This window comes from Thermosynechococcus sp. HY213 (assembly GCF_031460975.1).
Classification (GTDB): Bacteria; Cyanobacteriota; Cyanobacteriia; order Thermosynechococcales; family Thermosynechococcaceae; genus Thermosynechococcus.
Genome location: NZ_JAVKVB010000003.1, coordinates 102,549 through 120,255, shown reverse-complemented (window position 1 = coordinate 120,255; position 17,707 = coordinate 102,549). Strand labels below are relative to the sequence as shown.

Genomic DNA, 17,707 nt, shown 5'->3' with positions numbered 1-17,707 from the left:
AGGAGACAACCCGCTCTCGTAAGTCCAAGCTATAGCTCATATTCTTGAGTAACATTCATGACTCTTTGAGTATAGCCTATCCCTCTTGAAAATATCTCACTCCCTTTCGAAATAGCTATATAGTTTGGGCATGAATGCAGGTTCCTGTTTGTCAGCGGCTGAGGTTTAGAAATTGTGCGAGTAGTGGATCATTCATGGGTTCTATTCCCTAGGCTATGATCGTATAGAAAATACCTGAGCTTGGCGGCAATCCTCAATCAAGTCAATAATCAAGTCAATAATCAATTCAATGACACAAGCATACACCCCTGAAGATGTTTGGCGGTTATTGGGGGAGTTACTGGAAGCCCAAAAGGAAACAGAACGTCGATTTCAGGAGACTGAGCGGCGTTTTCAAGAAACTGACCGACGTTTCCAAGAGACTGAGCGTTTACTACGGGAAGAAGCACGGCAGCTCAACCAACAGATTGGTAAATTGGGCAACCGCCTTGGGGAATTTGTGGAATGGCAAGTACGTCCAGCCGTGCTGCGCTTATTTCAGAGTCGGGGGATTGCTGTCTCCCAACTCTACAGCGATGTGATCCTCCAAGATGGGAATGAGAGCCTAGAGATTGATTTGTTGGTCGTTAACACCGATGAAGCCGTTCTCGTTGAGGTGAAAACCAAGCTCAGCCAAAGTGATGTCGATGAACACCTAGAGCGGATTGCCAAATTTCGCCGTTTGGCTCATCAGTATCGGGGTACAAAACTCTTGGGAGCCGTGGCGGGGATGATTGTGCCGCCTGAGGTGGCTCGCTATGCCTATCGGCAGGGTCTATTTGTGTTGGCACAGTCGGGGGATGGCGTGGCAATTCTCAACGACCCGCAGTTTCAGCCCCGCGCGTGGTAAAGCACAGTGGCAGTGCCCTTGCGCAGTTTATGATGGAAATTCTCTGAGCGCCTCCTAGGCTATGATGAGAGGGTTAGCTGTAGCCTAGAAAACCCGACCAAGATCATGACACAAGCCCATACCCCTGAGGATGTTTGGCGGTTATTGGGAGAGCTGCTGGAAGCTCAAAAGGAAACAGAACGCCGATTTCAAGAAACTGAGCGGCGTTTTCAAGAGACTGAACGGTTACTGCGAGAAGAAGCTCGCCAACTTAACCAACAAATTGGCAAACTGGGCAACCGTCTTGGAGAATTTGTGGAATGGCAAGTACGTCCAGCCGTGCTGCGCTTATTTCAGAGTCGGGGGATTGCTGTCTCCCAACTCTACAGCGATGTGATCCTCCAAGATGGGAATGAGAGCCTAGAGATTGATCTGTTGGTCGTTAACACCGATGAAGCCGTTCTCGTTGAGGTGAAAACCAAGCTCAGCCAAAGTGATGTGGATGAACACCTAGAGCGGATTGCCAAATTTCGCCGTTTGGCCCATCAGTATCGGGGTACAAAACTCTTGGGAGCCGTGGCGGGGATGATTGTGCCGCCTGAGGTGGCTCACTATGCCTATCGGCAGGGTCTATTTGTGTTGGCACAGTCGGGAGATGGCGTGGCAATTCTCAACGACCCGCAGTTTCAGCCCCGCGCGTGGTAAAGCAAGGGAATTCTCCTCTGAGGTGTGGGAGCGATCGCCCCCTAGGGTATGATTGTAGGGTTAAACTCTGTGAATCGCAGGCAACACCTGACTTCAATAGGGCTTGCTGAGCGAGTCTTCCAGAGCCATTGAAAACGATTGGAATTACACATTTTAGGATGACCACCCCTTTACTCCTACGTGCTGCCCGTGGTGAAAGCGTTGAGCGTCCCCCCATTTGGTTGATGCGGCAAGCTGGACGCTACATGAAGGTCTACCGTGACCTGCGCGATCGCTATCCCTCGTTTCGTGAGCGATCGGAAATCCCCGAACTGGCCATTGAAATTTCACTCCAACCCTTTCGTGCCTTTGCCCCCGACGGTGTGATTCTCTTTTCGGATATTCTCACGCCCTTGCCGGGGATTGGTATTCCCTTTGACATTGTCGAGAGTAAAGGGCCGATCATTGATCCACCCATCCGTACCCTTGAGCAGGTGCAACAACTCCATCCCTTGGAACCGGAAGTGGCCTGTCCTTTTATTCGTCCAATTCTCTCGACCCTGCGCCAAGAGGTGGGCGATCGCGCCACGGTGCTGGGGTTTGCCGGTGCCCCTTGGACACTTGCCGCCTATGCCATTGAGGGCAAAAGCTCCAAGGACTACATTGAAATCAAAACTATGGCCTACCGTGAGCCAGAGTTGCTCCACAAGTTCTTAAACCATTTGGCCACTGCCATTGCCGACTACCTGTGCTATCAAATTGACTGTGGTGCCCAAGTGGTGCAACTGTTTGATTCGTGGGCGGGTCAACTCAGCCGTCAGGACTACGATACCTTTGCCTTCCCCTACCAAAAGCAGGTGGTTCAGCAGGTCAAAGCCGTCTATCCCGATGTGCCAATCATCCTCTATATCAATGGCAGTGCCGCAGTGGTCGATCGCATGGCAGCAACTGGGGCAGATATTGTCAGCCTTGACTGGACTGTGGACATCGGCACGATTCGCCAGCAGTTTCCTGCCAGTGTCGGTCTGCAGGGGAATTTAGACCCCGTCACGCTCTTTGCCCCCCAGCCAGTGCTCAAGGAACGAGCGCTAGCCATTATCGAAGCGGGTCGCAAGGGCAAATATATCTTTAACCTTGGCCATGGCGTTCTCCAAGGAACCCCTGAGGAGAATGTGGGTTTTCTCTTTGATCTGGTGAAGTCCCTCGGCTAATGCGCATCTTAATGACGGGTGCCAGTGGTTGCATTGGCCAGTACATCGCTGAGGCGCTGATCCAAGAGACGGATCATGAACTCTTTTTGCTGGTGCGGCATCCAGCACGGTTGCAGATTGATCCTCACCAAAGAGCCGGGGTGAACGTGATTCAGGCGGATCTCATGGATTTGACCCCCTTGGAACCGCTACTGCCCACCCTCGATCTTGCAATCCTAACGGCAACCGCTTGGGGAGGGAACAATGTCTTTGCCATCAACTACGAGCAAACCTGCCATCTCCTCAAGCAACTGGATCCGCAACGCTGCCAGCGGGTCTTTTATTTTTCAACGGCAAGTATCCTCAATCATCAAATGGAACCGCTGCCGGAAGCAGGCACCTTGGGAACGGATTATATTCGCTCTAAGTATGAGTGTCTCCATGCCATTGAGCAGTTGCCGGTGGGCGATCGCGTGATTGAACTGTTTCCCACGATGGTCTTTGGTGGTGGCGCCGATGGCAAGCGACCCTCGTTTATCACCGAAGGCATGCGCGAAGTGCTCAAGTGGCTGTGGTTGGCTCGCTTTTTCCGTGCTGATGCCAGTTTTCACTTTGTCCATGCCCGCGATATTGCCCAAGTGGTTCTCTACCTGTTGCAGCATCCTGAGTATCCCGTACCGCGTCGGGTGGCTCTGGGTAACCCGCCAATTACTGTCAATGAGATGTTGGCGCAGTTGTGCGCTGCGGCAAAGCTGCCCATCTATTTGCAAGTCCCCTTGACGCTGCCAGTGATCAACTTCTTTGTGCGGGTATTTCGAGTGCAAATGTCGCCGTGGGATTATTTTTGCTTGAACTATCGTAACTTCACCTATGACACCGTGCTTAATCCTCAAACCTTGGGGCTAACTCCCTACTGTGCAACCGTTGAGGATTTGCTACGCTGTAGCTTGGGCACGGCAGACCTCTAAACTTAACCATTGCGGAATCTTTGATGGCAGGGATTTGGTTACTGAAGTCGGAGCCAAGCGTTTTTTCTTGGCAGGATTTGCAGGCAGCCCCACAACAAACCACCTGTTGGGAAGGGGTACGCAACTACCAAGCTCGCAATTTTATCCGCGATCACATGCAGGTGGGCGATCGCGTGCTCTTTTACCACAGTAATGCCAACCCACCAGCCATCATGGGCATTGCCGAAGTCGTCAAGGCTGCCTATCCCGACCACTTTGCTTGGGATCCGGACAGTCGCTACTTTGACCCCAAAAGCACGCCTGACAATCCCCGCTGGTTCATGGTGGATATTCAGTATCGCCGCGATTTTTCACCGCCAATTACACTTCCAGAACTGCGGCAAACGCCCGGCCTAGAGGGGATGCTGCTGTTGCAAAAGGGCTGCCGTCTCTCGGTACAACCGGTCACCGAACAGGAGTGGCAGATTATTCTCGGTTTGCGATCGCCCTAGGGTTGGCGAGGCAGACGGCGCAAATAGGGTAAATTTTTCAGGTGGCGATCGCTAGAGTATTGAAAGCCAAAATCCGCATATTCGGCGGTATTCACCAGTCGCCGAAAGGCCGATAAGCCAATCCGCCGCTTGCCATCGAGGGTGCTCACCTTGGAGTTGGGGTTATCTGGGTTGCCGCCCAAGAGTTGAAAGGCCTCTTCAGGAGTCAGCCACTCCTTACTGGGATCACCGGTGGGAATTTTTTCCTCGAGGTGTTTGAGCTTGGTGACGAGGCTTTCCCAGAGATTGCGGCGGGGCTGTTGCTGCTGCGAACGAGCGGTCAGCGATCGCCACAAGCGTTGCAGTTGTCCTCCTAGATACTGGAAAAAACGCTTGATCAGCCGCCTGATTTGACTGAGAAGGAGAGACAATCCCGTGGGGGGCGGTGGCGGCGATCGCTCAATAACCACTGTACTCCAACCGCAGGCACTACACACTTGGCGGCCAGAGGACAAGGGCTTTCCTAAACGAGCACCACAGCGAGGGCAAATTTCCAGCATTCGTTGCACTTTACGACTGATGAATCAAATTTTAGCGGAATTGCAGCGGCTACCGAGGACGGCGATAGAACGGGCGAGGAACCACCACGGCTGGGACTTGGCGATCGCGCACCTGTATCGCCAGTTCCCGACCGATGTGGGCAAACTCTGGAAAGACATAGCCAAGGGCGATCGCCTTCCCCAAGGTGGGAGATAGGGTGCCACTGGTAACCTCCCCCACAGCCTGTGCCCCCGCATAGATAGGATAGCCGTGGCGAGCGATGCCTTTGCCCACCAGTTCTAACCCCACCAATTGCCGCTCAATCCCCTGCTGCTTTTGGGCTAAGAGAGCCGCACGACCCACAAAATCGGGCTTTTGCCAATCAATCAGCCAATCGAGACCCGCCTCTAGGGGAGTGGTTTGCTCATCCATGTCTTGGCCGTAAAGGAGCATGGCCGCCTCCAAGCGCAGGGTATCCCGCGCCCCCAAGCCACAGGGAGTCACACCCGCCGCCAGCAGGGTTTGCCACAACTGTTGCCCCAATTCTGGTGCCACAAGAATTTCCCAACCGTCTTCGCCGGTGTAGCCCGTACGCGCAATCCAAGCGGGCTGTTCCAGCAGGTTCACTTGAGCATGGCGATAGGCCTTGAGGTCATTTAGGGGGCGATCGCACAGGGGAGCTAAGGTCGCTGTCGCGGCAGGGCCTTGAAGGGCAATCAGTACCTGTGTCGCTGACTCATCAATGAACTCAATACTGGCGGGTAAATAGGTCTGCAACCATGCCCAGTCCTTGGCAGTGGTGGCTGCATTGACAATACAACGCACTTGACCCTCGCCTATGTAGAGAATGACATCATCGACAATGCCCCCGGCCTCATTCAGGAGAACGGTGTATTTCGCTTGGCCGGGCTGGAGACGACTGAGATTGGTGGGTACCCGTTCTTGGAGTGCCGCGATCGCCTCAGAGCCGCGCAGCAGAAACTTGCCCATGTGGGAAATATCAAACATCCCCACCCGCTGCCGCACCGCTTGGTGTTCCTGCAAAATGCTGCTGTACTGCAAGGGCATCTCCCACTCGCCAAAGGGGGTAAACCGTGCCCCTTGATGCAGGGAATAGAGGGGCGTACGACGCAACGCTTCAGCCATAGAGATTATCCAGTTGTTGTTGTAGTTGGGTGGGGGTCAGTGCCGGTTCGCGGCAGCGCAAGCCTTCACAGACAAGGGCGACTGGCTCGAGGTCATCGCGAACTTTGAGGACAGCCGTTGGCAAGTAGCGCTCCCAGAGGGTTGTAACCTGATCAGGCCGCGCTTGCACACAGACAGGACGCAGATACCACTGCAACGCCGCCAAAAGGCTCGGACAACTCTGGGGAGACTCCTTCATCAATGGGCTAAAGAAACGCAATCCCTTTTCTGCCTGTTCGAGGTAGGCGGGATTCTCTGTGAGCAAAAAGAGTTGCACCAAGTTGGCGATCGCCACCCCATTCGCAGAAGGTGTAGCATTATCGAGACCTTCCCGCTGGCGCACAATCAAATCGGCGCGCTCCGGTGCATTGTAGTAGCCCCCCTCTGTTGCCGCCAATTCCTGATCAAAGAGGGTTTGATACTGCGTGGCCAATTCCAACCACGGCTGAGCCGCCTCCCCCACCGCTAAACTGGCTTGATGCAGGGCAAGCAGGGCTTGGATCCAGTAGGCATAATCCTCGGCCTGCGCCACTTCGGCCACGGTGCCGCCATAGTTGAGGCGGTAGAGTTTGCCTTCTTGATATTGATGCTCGTGGAGCCATTGTGCCGCTTTAGCCGCTCGCTGCCAGTAGGTGCGCTCTCTCCAGACTTGGGCTGCCGTTGCTAAGCCAGTGATCATCAGGCTATTCCAAGCCAAAATCATTTTTGTATCAGTGACCGGCGGAATCCGTCCCGGCCAAGCCTGTCCCTTTGCGGTTGCATTATCCGTGGCCACGGGAAAGGGTTGATCCATGGGCGTATCGGCACCATAGCGGCGAGCAAAGAGTTTACGCAGAATCGGTGCTAGCACCTCAGGATTCGCCGGCGGGCGCACTTGCTTAAGCACAATCTTGCCCTCGAAGTTGCCCCTGGGAGAGATGTCAAAGTGGGCTTGCAGTTGTGCCAATTCCGTTGGGGTTAGGGTCTGCTCTAGCTCTGCATATTGCCAGCAATAAAAGGCGCCCTCCTCGGGTTCAGGATCATTGGCACTGATAAAGCTATCGGCATCCTGTGCTGCATAGAAGTAGCCCTCAGGAGCCGTCATTTCGCGATCAAGCCATTGAATCGTTTGGGCAATTACAGCGGGAATCTGGGGGGCGCGATCGCCCTGCTGCCACAGCCGCGCTAGATAGGTCACAATTTGGCCATTGTCGTAGAGCATTTTTTCAAAGTGGGGCACTGTCCATTGGGGATCCACGGTGTAGCGATGCCAACCACCGCCCACATGGTCATAGATCCCCCCCCGCAAGAGGTTGTGTCCCCGCAACTGACACAGCTGCAACAGTTCTGGGGGATCGGGACTGAACGCCAGCCCCTGTAGGAGCATTTGGGCATAGGGCATCATGGGGAAGCAGGTGCCTTGGGGGCGATCGCGCAAAATCGGCGTCACTTGGCGAATCCCTGCCCTTAGGAGTTCTTCAGTCAAGGGGACGGCTTCTCCCATCTCAGGGGGGGGAGCGAGATATTGCCAGAGCGTGGCCTGTTGGGCAGCGAGCTTGTCCTTTTCTTGGTCATAGAAGCGGCGCACCGCCTGCAACACCTGTAAAAAGCCCGGACGGCCATAGCGCGGCTGCACAGGAAAGTAGGTACCACCATAAAAGGGACGGCGATCCTGCGGCGTCAGGAATACATTGAGCGGCCAGCCTCCTTGACCCGTCATCAGTTGCAGTGCCTGCATGTAAATACTGTCCAGATCGGGTCGCTCCTCGCGATCCACCTTAATCGGCAGGAAATGGGCATTGAGATAGGCGGCAATCTCCAGATCCGAAAAGGCTTCCCCCTCCATGACAGTGCACCAGTGGCAACTGGAGTAACCAATCGAGAGAAAAATCACCCGATCCTCTGCCGCTGCTTTGGCAAGGGCTTCATCACACCACGGCCACCAGTCAATGGGGTTTTCGGCATGCTTGCGCAAATAGAGACTTTGGCACTGGCTAAGGCGATTCGGCATGGCAGCGCACCATTTCAACACTAATTTGACCCGTAAAATTGGGCACGGGGGGGGCAAGTTTGGTTACACGCACAGCAGCTCGCTGCACTTGGGGGGGCGCTAGGCACAGTTTCATAATTGCTGCTGCTAGGGTCTCAATTAAGTGAAAGCGTTGCTGCTGCATTAACTGCTCGATGGCTTGCAAGAGGGGGCGATAGTCAAGGGTGTCCTCAAGGCGATCGCTGGCCGCCGCTTGTGCCATATCCAACCAGAGCTTAATATCAATCTCAAACCACTGGCCGAGAATTTGTTCCTCTGGTAGGGCGCCCGTATAGCCGTAGTAGCGAATTCCCGAGAGGTGGAGACAGTCAGTTGATGATTCGCTCAAGGGGATCGATCCATGACAACACAGGAAAAAATTCTGCTGGGCCTACTGATTTTTGTGCCCCTTGCCCTCCTTAACTTTATCGTCAAAATGCCGCCAATGGTGAGCTTTATCCTCAGTGGTCTCGCCATTGTGCCCCTTGCGGCTGGGATTGCCAATTCCACAGAGGCGATCGCCGAAGTCATTGGCCCTGCCCTTGGCGGACTCTTGAATGCCACCTTTGGCAATGTCACTGAGATGATTATCGCCATTGTCGCCCTGCGTCAGGGTCTGGCAGAGGTGGTAAAAGCCAGTCTCAGCGGTGCCATTATTGCCAATTTGCTTTTGGGATTGGGTCTGGCCATTGTTGTTGGGGGCATCCGATTTCCAGAGCAACAGTTCTCAGCACCTGTGGCACGCATTAATGCCTCTGCCCTCACCCTATCGGTGATTGTGCTGATGACCCCGACCGCGATTCAGGCGGCGGCACCCAGTGTGCCGCTTCACTTGATTGATCACTTCTCCTATGCGTCGGCGATTTTGCTGCTGATTTTTTACGGTCTGATGTTGCTCTTTTCCATGAAAACCCATCGTCACCTCTACCTGATGGATGAGACGATCGCTGGTCAGGAACCCTCTCCCACTGTCAATCTCAAGGTGCCCCTTGCCATTCTGCTGGTGGGTACGATTTTGCTAGTCTTTGTTTCCGACATCCTCGTGGATAGTTTGCAGGACAGCATTAGTGAAATCGGGTTGACCCAATTGTTTACAGGCGTGTTTCTCATTCCCATTTTCAGCAGTGTGGTTGAGTTCATCACCTGTATCAAGTTTGCCCTCAATAATCGTATGGAAGGGGCAGTGGCGGTGGCGATTGGGTCTAGCCTGCAGATTATCCTTTTTGTGGCGCCGGTGCTTGTGCTGGTGGGCTGGCTCTTGGGACAACGGGAGATGAACCTGAGCTTTAACCTCTTTGAGCTACTGGCAGTTGTGGCTGCTGTCGCGATCACTAACTCCATCAGTAGTGATGGGCGCAGCAATTGGCTAGAGGGCGTCCTGCTGATAATGACTTACCTCGTGCTGGCGATCGCCTTCTTTATTCACCCATAAACAATGCGGATGGCGAGACTCGAACTCGCAAGGCAAAGCCACACGCCCCTCAAACGTGCGCGTATACCAATTCCGCCACATCCGCGTAGCTCTATGATTATAGCGCAGATAGCTGAATTTCTGAAAGTGGTGATCTGGCCTCTCGATGGCAGAAAATTAAAGTGCCCTTCTCTAAAATCGCTGTCTTGCTGATCTTGGGAGAACTGCCATGAATGCAGCTGCCTACTTGATTGGTACCGTTGCCCACAGTAGTGGCCTGCCCGTCAAGACCATTCGCTATTACGAGGAATTGGGGCTGTTGCGAACTGTTGGCAGAACCAGTGGGGGCTATCGCCTCTTTGCTGAGGATGTTTTTGCTCGCCTAAGTTTTATCAAACGTGCCCAGTCCCTTGGCCTCACCCTGAGCGACATCAAAGCCTTGCTTGAGGTATACGATCGCGGTGAGATTCCCTGTGATCACATCAAGGAAAAGTTAGAGGAAAAATTGGCGGCCATTGAGGCACAAATTCAGCAGTTGCAGATTCTTAAACAGGAATTGCAAGGCCTCCTCTCCGGCTGGCGATCGCCCGCGCAACTCCAAGAGGGCAGGATCTGTCCCATTCTCCAGCCAGTGGTGTGCTCCTAACTACTCGTTCATATTCTTGTAGGTGGCCACTGCCGAAGGGGAAATCTGGTTGAGATAGCGGAAAATCCAATACTTAAATACCGTATCGAGCATCACCGGAAAGGTGGCAATAAACATGTTGATAAAGTCCTCATTGCGCGGAAAGCCAAAGTGCTCGAGGGTATTGTTCACCAACACTTCCCAGCCGTGGGGGGAGTGGTATCCGACAAAGACATCCGTAAATAGGATAATGATAAAGGCTTTGGCACTGTCACTGAGGCCATAAACCACTTCATCCAAAAAGGCCTTGACAATGGCCAGTTGCCGCTGACCTGTGAAAACCAGCACCAGAAAGACGGTAAACCCCAAGGCATCGGAAAGGATGTTTTTCAGGGGTTCAATCAGTTCCTTTTGGTATTCCGTGGATAGCTCGATCGCCTTCTCGCGGATGCGGGCTTGAATTTCCTCTGCAGAAACAGGAACATTGCTCACCAGACTTTCAAAGCGAATTTTATTTTCAAAGCGAGCCAGTTCATCGAGAATGTTGTCCTCCAGTTGGGAGTTAATGATGCGTTCAATTTGCCCCACCGCCTTAAAGTGGTTGACGAGGGGGCTGACAATGAGTGCCTTGGAAATTTGCTGGGTCAACAGGGGCAAAATCACCAGCAAGAGCATAAAACGAACCGCCAGACGGGTGCGCAGCTTTGAGGTGCGAAAATCACGAACGACTTCAGCTTCGGTGGTTTCATCAGAATTGAGTTCACGACGAAAGCGATCGGCGGTGCGCAAAATCGAGCGGGGAATAAAGCTGCTGCTGTCCAGCTTGGAATCATCGGTGAGATCATCACTGATATATTCCGAGAGATAAAGGGAATCATCCTCAATTTTGTCGAGGGCAGCCGCCTGCTGGCGTTGTTGGGGATCTTGGCGACTGAGGCTGGGACGGGCAAGGGCATTGAGTTCCTTTTCGCGCTGCCGTTTATAGCGGTTGAGGGTGGCATCAATCACCCGCAGCTTTTCATAAACGCTGGGTTCCTCGGTCGTGCTACTGACGGTAGCCGTCACCGTATAGGTTGCCGTTGCACCATTGACACTATCGTTGACAGGAGTGGGGGGGCTTTGGGGGGGAGCAAGGGGCAAAATTTGACGGCTGGCGCGAAACTCCATCATCCGCATACGAATGGTTTTTAGCAGTTGTTTTAGCTCTGTCTCGAAGTAGCTAGAGACTTCTCCCACGGGCAGATTGAGGAGACTAATCGGTTGACCGTCAAAGTGTTCCAGTTCAATGGCGCGAATTTTCAGAGCGGCTTCATAGGCTTCCTGTAGGGCGCGGTTCGGAGTTGTGCGATACCACTGCTCTGCACGCTTGATCCAGTCTCTGAGGCGAATAAAGGGGTTGCTGGACATTGCTATTGTTCTCTTACCGCAGCAGCAATAAATCGATAGGATAGATAGAATCGTAGCAAATTGGCTTTGCGGGCTTTGTTGGCGGTGTTGCAGTGGATCAGTGGCGGTAGTCGCAGTGGCAAGACCTGTGCACTGGTAAGGGAATTTGCCCAGTGGGTCGGGCAGGACAAGTCCGTGATTCCCCGTGAGCGATCGCTCCTCTTTTTGACGGATAGCGTAGAAGGCCGCCAAGCCATCCAACGGGAAATTGAGTCACAGTTGGGCAGTGGCTACAGACCTTATATCACCACGCCAGTGGGCTTCATGCAGGATGAGGTGGAACTTTTTTGGCCGCTTCTGGTGCAGGCGAAGGCCGTCGATCCGCATCCCCCTTTGCGTCTGAAACCAGAAACGGAGTTGGTATGGGCACAGCGGTTGTGGCAGCCTTGGCTTGCCAACCAGACGTTTGCTGTCCTCAGTGAAAATCGCGATCGCGCCACTCGCCATCTGCTTGATATTTTTCAATTGGCTGCCTTTGCCCGCCTCAGCCTTGATGATCTACCCCAACTCATTTGGGATCATCAGCTTGAGATGCCTTCAGAAACCGTGGGGGCGATCGTCACTGCCCTGAAACAGTGGCAAAATTGGTGTACTGCCCACAGCCTTCTCACCTACGGCATTACCACGGATTTATTTGGCCGAGTTCTCCTTGACCATCCTCGATACCAAGCCTCCTTGGGGCAACGGTTTCAGTGTCTTTTGGCTGACAACACCCACAACTATCCAGCGGTGATGGCGGATTTGATCGCCCGCTTCAACCAACAGGGGATCAAGATTGTCCTGACTCACCAACCCATTGGCGCTGTCCGTCTCGGTCTGGGAGCTGATCCCGATGCGTTTCTCAGCCTGAAAAACCAAGCCACCGTCATTGAGCAACCCTGCCCTGCCGAAACGATTTTTGGCAACACCCCTCTCCAAACTGAGATTCAAGAACGCCTCACTACGCCCCAAGCTACGCTGCCCGAAAACATCGCGGCTATTCAGACCACTTCGCGGATGCAACTGTTGCAGGAAGTGGTTGCAACGATCGCCACCGCCATTCATCAAGGGATGGTGCAACCAAACGAGATCGCCATCCTTGCCCCCGGTTTAGATAGCGTTGCCCGCCATGTCTTTAGCACTGAGTTAAAAAAACGCGACATTCCCTTGGTGATCTGGAATGAGCAGCGCCCTCTGATTCAATCCCCCTTTGTGCGTGCCCTTTTGACGCTGTTGCTGTTTGTTTATCCGCGAACGGGAATGATCCCAGAGGCAACGGCGGTTGCGGAGATGTTAACGGTTTTGCTGCCGCGAGCGATTGATCCTGTGCGGGCAGGCCTGCTCTCTTGCTATTGTTTTCAGCCGGGTCTGGAGAAAGCCGAACTGCTGAGTACAACCCAGTACAGCCATTGGGATCGCTTTGGTCATCGTGCCACGGACGCCTATGAGAACTTGCGTCATTGGCTGAGCACACTAGATCCTAGCCAAATGCCTGTGTATCTCCTAGAGGCGGCGATTCAACGCTATCTCTGGCCACACAACCTGACAGCCAGTGAATTGGCTCCCCTGCGATCGCTCCTTGAGGGCACAGCCGCCTACTGGCAAATTTATGATCACCTCCCAGAACACCGAGCTACGCCAACGGCTGAGCGACTACGGGAATGGATCGCCCTACTGCGGCGGGGAATTGTAACCGCTGATCCCGCTCCACCCCTGCGGCAGCCCCAAGGGGTCTTACTGGCAACCACATTTCAATATCGCAGTGCCCAACTGGCTCATCGCTGGCATTTTTGGTTAGATGTCGGCAGTCCGCGTTGGCAGGATGGCGGCTTGCAATGTCTTTGGCAGGCGCCGATCTTTTTGCGGCAGGGAACGGCGAGTCCCAGTGCACGGGTGTGGCAATTGGAGTCAGAACGTCTGGAGCATTTACTGGTGGATTTATGTTCACGGGTGAGCGATCGCCTGTACCTCTGCCACAGTGACTTGGCTGCCAATGGCAGTGAGCAAGAAGGCCCCCTGAGTCCTTGGGTGGATCTGGCGGTGGGCGATCGCCTCCAAGCTGTTACCGATGGCACTATGATAAATAACGCGATTTGCTCGTCCTCCTAGGGAGAAACACTGCTTGTCACCGCACTTTTCACTCACTACCCCCCTGTACTACGTCAATGCCCTTCCCCACATTGGCAGTGCCTACACAACCATTGCTGCCGATGTGCTTGCTCGCTTCTATCGTTTGCAGGGCTATCAGGTGCGGTTCATTACCGGTACCGATGAGCATGGCCAAAAAATTGAGCGCACCGCCCAACAGCGGGGTCTCAGTCCCCAAGCCCACTGCGATGAGATTGCCGCTGGTTTTCAAGCCCTGTGGCAACAATTGAATATCCACTACGATCGCTTTAGCCGCACCACCAGTCCTCGCCACCACGCCATTGTCAACGAGTTTTTTCAGCGGGTATGGGACAACGGCGACATTTACCTCGGTCAGCAGCAGGGTTGGTACTGTGTCGAGTGCGAAGAATTCAAGGAGGAACGCGAACTGCTTGAGGGTCGGCGCTGCCCGATCCACGTGAATCGGACGGTGGAATGGCGAGATGAGCGCAACTATTTTTTCCGCCTCTCGAAGTATCAGCCGGCGCTCTTGGACTACTACGCTGAACATCCTGACTTTGTCCAGCCCCCTAGCCGTCGCAATGAGGTGCTGAGTTTTATTGAGCGGGGGCTGCAGGACTTTTCCATTTCGCGGGTGAATCTGGCATGGGGGTTTCCCGTGCCCACGGATCCAGATCAGACCCTCTATGTCTGGTTTGATGCCCTCTTGGGCTATGTCACTGCCCTCTTGGAACCAGAAGATGAGCCAACCTTAGCCAATGCCCTCAAAACTTGGTGGCCGATTGATCTGCACATTATTGGCAAGGATATTCTTCGCTTCCATGCCATTTCTTGGCCGGCAATGTTAATGTCGGCGGGTTTGCCACTGCCAGAGCAGATCTTTGTCCATGGCTTTCTCACCAAGGATGGTCAAAAAATGGGCAAAAGTCTGGGGAATACCCTTGATCCCTTTGCCTTGGTGGCGCAATACGGTGCCGATGCCGTGCGTTACTACTTCATGAAAGAGGTGGAGTTTGGCCGCGATGGTGACTTTAGCGAGACCCGCTTTGTCAATATCCTCAATGCGGATCTGGCCAATGATCTGGGCAATTTGCTCAATCGCACGCTGAAAATGGCTTGGAAATATACCGATGGGAAAGTACCCAATGTCCAAGGGTCAGCGATTCCGCGCGAGCATCCCCTGCGGCAACTGGCGGAGCACCTCTGCCAAACCTATGGCCAAGGGTATCGGCAACTGGCCTTCCATGAGGTGTGTCAACAGGCACTGACGCTGGCACGGGCGGGGAATAAGTTCCTTGATGAAGAGGCACCGTGGCAACGCTATAAGGCTGGGGAAACGCAAGCGGTGGCGGAGATTCTCTACTGTGTATTGGAGTCAGTGCGCCTTGTGGCCTATGTCCTTGCCCCGATTATCCCCCAACTGAGTGAGGCTATCTATGGGCAGTTGGGCTATAGTATTAAATTTAACGGATCAGTTGACCCCGACCTTTTGGGCGATCGCCAAGCCCAGTGGGGTGTTTTACCTGCGTCACAACCTCTGGCCAATCCAGAGCCGATTTTCCAAAAACTGTCGCTGCCTGCAACTGTCGCCGATTCCCCTTGACGCGCGATACGCTAGAGGTATGACTTCATATTTCGATAACACACTTTTTTTGAGATGATTTCTACATGGTTACATCTTCGTCTTCAGCTATTTACACGCCAGAACAGGTGTTACAAAATCGCGGGCGCGTTGCCATTTTTATTGATGGCTCCAACCTCTTCTATGCAGCACTGCAACTGGGCATTGAAATTGACTATTCAAAACTCCTCTGCTACTTGACCCAAGGTTCCCGTCTCTTTCGCTCCTTCTTCTATACAGGGGTTGACCCCACCAATGAAAAACAGCAGGGGTTTTTGCTGTGGATGCGCCGCAATGGCTACCGTGTCGTCTCCAAGGAACTGGTGCAGCTGCCGGATGGCTCGAAAAAGGCCAACCTTGATGTGGAAATTGCCGTCGATATGATGGCACTGGTGGGCTGCTATGATACGGCCATCTTGGTTAGCGGCGATGGGGATTTGGCCTATGCGGTGGATGCTGTGAGTTATCGGGGGGCACGGGTCGAGGTGGTGAGCTTGCGATCGATGACGAGCGATAGCCTGATTAACGTTGCCGATCGCTACATTGATCTCGAAAGCATCCGCGAAGAAATCCAAAAAGCACCCCGCCCAACCTATACCTATCGCCCCGTCACGGGTAGCCTGACGCCGCCCCCCATTGTGACTCCCCATTGGGAGCAAGATACCGCCGAAGGGAAAGATGAAGCTGCGCCCAATAAGTCACCCGAGACCCTAGAGAACCTAGACAACAATGCCTCTGCCTAGACCCCTCCTCCCCCTTTGCCTTGTACTGGCCTTGACAGGCTGCGGCTGGGTGGATCAATGGGTGGGCGAGGAACCCTCACCAGAACCAGAAATCACGGGGGATGTCAAGCTGCAAAATCTGACCCTACGGCAAACCAATGCCAAAGGTGAACTTCTCTGGTTATTACAAGCGGCGGGAGCGCGCTATCGCGATGACGATCGCCAGCAATTGGAGATTCAAAACCTGACGGGGGAATTAAAGGCAGAGGGCAAAACTGCTTACAAGGTGCAAGCTAAGGCAGTCAATGTGCGGCAGCGGGATGGACAACTCTGGATTGAAGGCCGCACCACCGTCACTGATCTCCAGCAAAAGGGGACGATTGTGGCCGATCAATTGGTCTGGCAGGGCGATCGCGGCGTTCTCATTGCCCAGAAAAACTTGCAAGCCCGCTATCCCCAAGTCACTGTTACTGCTAAGCGCCTCGAAGCCGATAGCCAACGCCAAGAACTGCGTGCCCTCAATGCCGTTCAGGTGACCTCGTCAGCCAAGGAGGCCAAGGATTTGCGACTCAGTACGGAGAGTCTAGTGTGGCAGCAGCAACCCAATCGACTGTTGGCAGGGGTGATTGGTCAAGGGGGGGTCACCGTCCGCGGTGTGGCGGGCGATCGCCAAGGGCAGCGGCTGCAAGCCCAAAGGGCCATCTGGTCGATTAGCGATCAGGTAGTTACCCTTGAGGGGGGTGTTCAAGTGCAGCTTCCCAACCCTGCCCTACGGGTTGAAGGAGAAACGGTACGCTGGTTGATTCCGCAGCAGCAATTGGTGAGCGATCGCCCGGTGCGGGTGCAGTCCTCCACTCAAGGCATTCAAGGGCAGGCCAATCGTGGTGTCTTCCTGATGGCTGAAAACCGCGCCATCTTTGACAATGCCCAGATCAATAGCCAACCTCAACAGGCACAACTGCGTGCCCAACGCCTCAATTGGTGGATTCCCCAAGAGCGGGTGGAAGCCAGCGGTCAAGTGGAAATTCAGCGCCCCAATGCCCACCTGCGCACGGCTCAACTGATTTGGCGGATTCCTCAACAGGAAGTGGAAGCCCAAGGGGGCGTCTTTTACCGCCAGCGCAATCCCCGCATTCAAATTCAGGGACAGCGGGCAAAGGGGTGGCTCGATCGCCAAGAGGTGATTGTCAGTGGCAATGTCCAAAGTGAAGTACCGCTGCAACTACGCCTCCCCTAAACCGATGGTAGAGATAGCAACAATCTTTGCCCTATGAGTGCTGCACCATTGCAAATTCTTGACTTGGGGGGTGAGATTCTCCTTTTTCAGCGTTTGATTCCGGCTCACCAGTGTCAGCAGGTGATTGCTACGGCTGAGAAGGTGGGGTTTGAGGATGCACAAATTCTCATGGGGACGGTCGATCGCTCAGTGCGCGGCGGCAGTTTGCTCCGCTTTGATCCCCAAGATCCCCAACAGGCGACAATGCGGCAGATTCTGCTTCAAGCCACACAAACGATTCAGATTGTTCTCTACCAGCACTATGGCATTCGCTTTCCTGAAATTGAGAACTTCTCGATCCTGCGCTATCGCGTGGGCGAGGGCTATCGCCGCCATGTGGACAACCTGCTGCTGGCCAGTCGGCAAATGGAACTGGCGCAAGGTATCCCAACACGGGATGTGAGTTTAGTGGGCTATCTCAACGAGGACTTTCAGGGGGGAGAAACCTATTTCGATCGCCAAGGGGTGAAGGTCACACCCCGCACCGGTGATGTCGTTGTCTTTCCCGCCTACTACACCCATCCCCATACGGCTTTGCCCGTGGTGCAGGGGACTAAATATGCCTTTGCCACTTGGCTATTCTATTGATGGATGATCATGAACCC

At 53.9% G+C, this 17,707-nt stretch carries 17 protein-coding genes and 1 tRNA gene; 12 read left to right on the top strand and 6 right to left on the bottom strand.

Annotation, left to right across the window (positions count from 1 at the left end; all coding sequences use genetic code 11):
* Positions 1 to 289: 289 nt before the first annotated feature.
* The 5 genes from RHK62_RS01250 (at position 290) to RHK62_RS01230 (ending at position 4,201) form a co-directional block, all read left to right on the top strand.
* Entirely contained in the window at positions 290 to 889 is a 600-nt protein-coding gene (locus RHK62_RS01250) for a hypothetical protein (RefSeq protein ID WP_206200722.1), read from the top strand.
* A gap of 105 nt (positions 890 to 994) precedes the next feature.
* A complete protein-coding gene (locus tag RHK62_RS01245; RefSeq protein ID WP_302678641.1) occupies positions 995 to 1,573 on the top strand; it encodes a hypothetical protein in 579 nt (192 codons plus the stop codon).
* 158 nt (positions 1,574 to 1,731) lie between these two features.
* Positions 1,732 to 2,763 carry a uroporphyrinogen decarboxylase gene (gene hemE, locus RHK62_RS01240; RefSeq protein ID WP_206200720.1) on the top strand — a complete coding sequence of 344 codons (1,032 nt, stop codon included), beginning with the start codon at positions 1,732 to 1,734 and terminating at the stop codon, positions 2,761 to 2,763.
* Complete coding sequence (locus RHK62_RS01235; RefSeq protein ID WP_206200719.1) at positions 2,763 to 3,710, top strand: NAD(P)-dependent oxidoreductase; 948 nt, start codon at positions 2,763 to 2,765, stop codon at positions 3,708 to 3,710. The genes hemE and RHK62_RS01235 overlap by 1 nt, the downstream gene beginning before the upstream one ends.
* 23 nt (positions 3,711 to 3,733) lie before the next feature.
* Positions 3,734 to 4,201, top strand: coding sequence for an EVE domain-containing protein (locus RHK62_RS01230; protein WP_302677061.1), 468 nt, complete (start codon positions 3,734 to 3,736; stop codon positions 4,199 to 4,201).
* On the opposite strand, the gene RHK62_RS01225 is transcribed toward RHK62_RS01230, so the two are convergent.
* The 4 genes from RHK62_RS01225 to folB are packed head-to-tail and all read right to left on the bottom strand — an operon-like array spanning position 4,198 to position 8,262.
* Complete coding sequence (locus RHK62_RS01225) at positions 4,198 to 4,740, bottom strand: hypothetical protein (protein WP_302678639.1); 543 nt, start codon at positions 4,738 to 4,740, stop codon at positions 4,198 to 4,200. The genes RHK62_RS01230 and RHK62_RS01225 overlap by 4 nt on opposite strands.
* 49 nt (positions 4,741 to 4,789) lie before the next feature.
* A complete protein-coding gene (gene gcvT / locus RHK62_RS01220) occupies positions 4,790 to 5,866 on the bottom strand; it encodes a glycine cleavage system aminomethyltransferase GcvT (RefSeq protein ID WP_302678638.1) in 1,077 nt (358 codons plus the stop codon).
* Positions 5,859 to 7,895, bottom strand: coding sequence for a thioredoxin domain-containing protein (locus tag RHK62_RS01215; protein ID WP_310453150.1), 2,037 nt, complete (start codon positions 7,893 to 7,895; stop codon positions 5,859 to 5,861). The genes gcvT and RHK62_RS01215 overlap by 8 nt, the downstream gene beginning before the upstream one ends.
* Positions 7,879 to 8,262, bottom strand: a complete 384-nt coding sequence (gene folB, locus RHK62_RS01210) for a dihydroneopterin aldolase (RefSeq protein ID WP_255521478.1) — start codon at positions 8,260 to 8,262, stop codon at positions 7,879 to 7,881. Before folB ends, RHK62_RS01215 begins: the two co-directional genes overlap by 17 nt.
* 12 nt (positions 8,263 to 8,274) lie before the next feature.
* On the opposite strand from folB, the gene cax reads away from it, so the two are divergent.
* Positions 8,275 to 9,345, top strand: a complete 1,071-nt coding sequence (gene cax / locus RHK62_RS01205) for a calcium/proton exchanger (RefSeq protein WP_302678637.1) — start codon at positions 8,275 to 8,277, stop codon at positions 9,343 to 9,345.
* A gap of 4 nt (positions 9,346 to 9,349) precedes the next feature.
* Here the strand turns inward: cax and RHK62_RS01200 are convergent.
* Positions 9,350 to 9,430, bottom strand: a tRNA-Leu gene (locus RHK62_RS01200).
* A gap of 123 nt (positions 9,431 to 9,553) precedes the next feature.
* Here RHK62_RS01200 and RHK62_RS01195 point away from each other — a divergent pair.
* A complete protein-coding gene (locus RHK62_RS01195; protein WP_302678636.1) occupies positions 9,554 to 9,970 on the top strand; it encodes a heavy metal-responsive transcriptional regulator in 417 nt (138 codons plus the stop codon).
* Here RHK62_RS01195 and pxcA read toward each other — a convergent pair whose 3' ends face one another.
* Positions 9,971 to 11,356, bottom strand: coding sequence for a proton extrusion protein PcxA (gene pxcA, locus RHK62_RS01190; RefSeq protein WP_310453149.1), 1,386 nt, complete (start codon positions 11,354 to 11,356; stop codon positions 9,971 to 9,973).
* 60 nt (positions 11,357 to 11,416) lie between these two features.
* Here pxcA and RHK62_RS01185 point away from each other — a divergent pair, with 60 nt between their 5' ends.
* From RHK62_RS01185 to RHK62_RS01165, 5 genes are all read left to right on the top strand, one after another.
* Complete coding sequence (locus RHK62_RS01185) at positions 11,417 to 13,483, top strand: hypothetical protein (RefSeq protein ID WP_310453148.1); 2,067 nt, start codon at positions 11,417 to 11,419, stop codon at positions 13,481 to 13,483.
* A 13-nt stretch (positions 13,484 to 13,496) separates the two neighbouring features.
* Complete coding sequence (metG, locus tag RHK62_RS01180; RefSeq protein ID WP_206200712.1) at positions 13,497 to 15,086, top strand: methionine--tRNA ligase; 1,590 nt, start codon at positions 13,497 to 13,499, stop codon at positions 15,084 to 15,086.
* A gap of 65 nt (positions 15,087 to 15,151) precedes the next feature.
* Complete coding sequence (locus tag RHK62_RS01175) at positions 15,152 to 15,847, top strand: NYN domain-containing protein (RefSeq protein ID WP_149821272.1); 696 nt, start codon at positions 15,152 to 15,154, stop codon at positions 15,845 to 15,847.
* Complete coding sequence (lptC, locus tag RHK62_RS01170) at positions 15,834 to 17,063, top strand: LPS export ABC transporter periplasmic protein LptC (protein ID WP_302678631.1); 1,230 nt, start codon at positions 15,834 to 15,836, stop codon at positions 17,061 to 17,063. Before RHK62_RS01175 ends, lptC begins: the two co-directional genes overlap by 14 nt.
* Positions 17,064 to 17,096: 33 nt before the next feature.
* Positions 17,097 to 17,690 (top strand): 2OG-Fe(II) oxygenase, encoded by a 594-nt coding sequence (locus RHK62_RS01165; RefSeq protein ID WP_206200709.1) that lies wholly within the window; start codon positions 17,097 to 17,099, stop codon positions 17,688 to 17,690.
* Positions 17,691 to 17,707 lie beyond the last annotated feature (17 nt).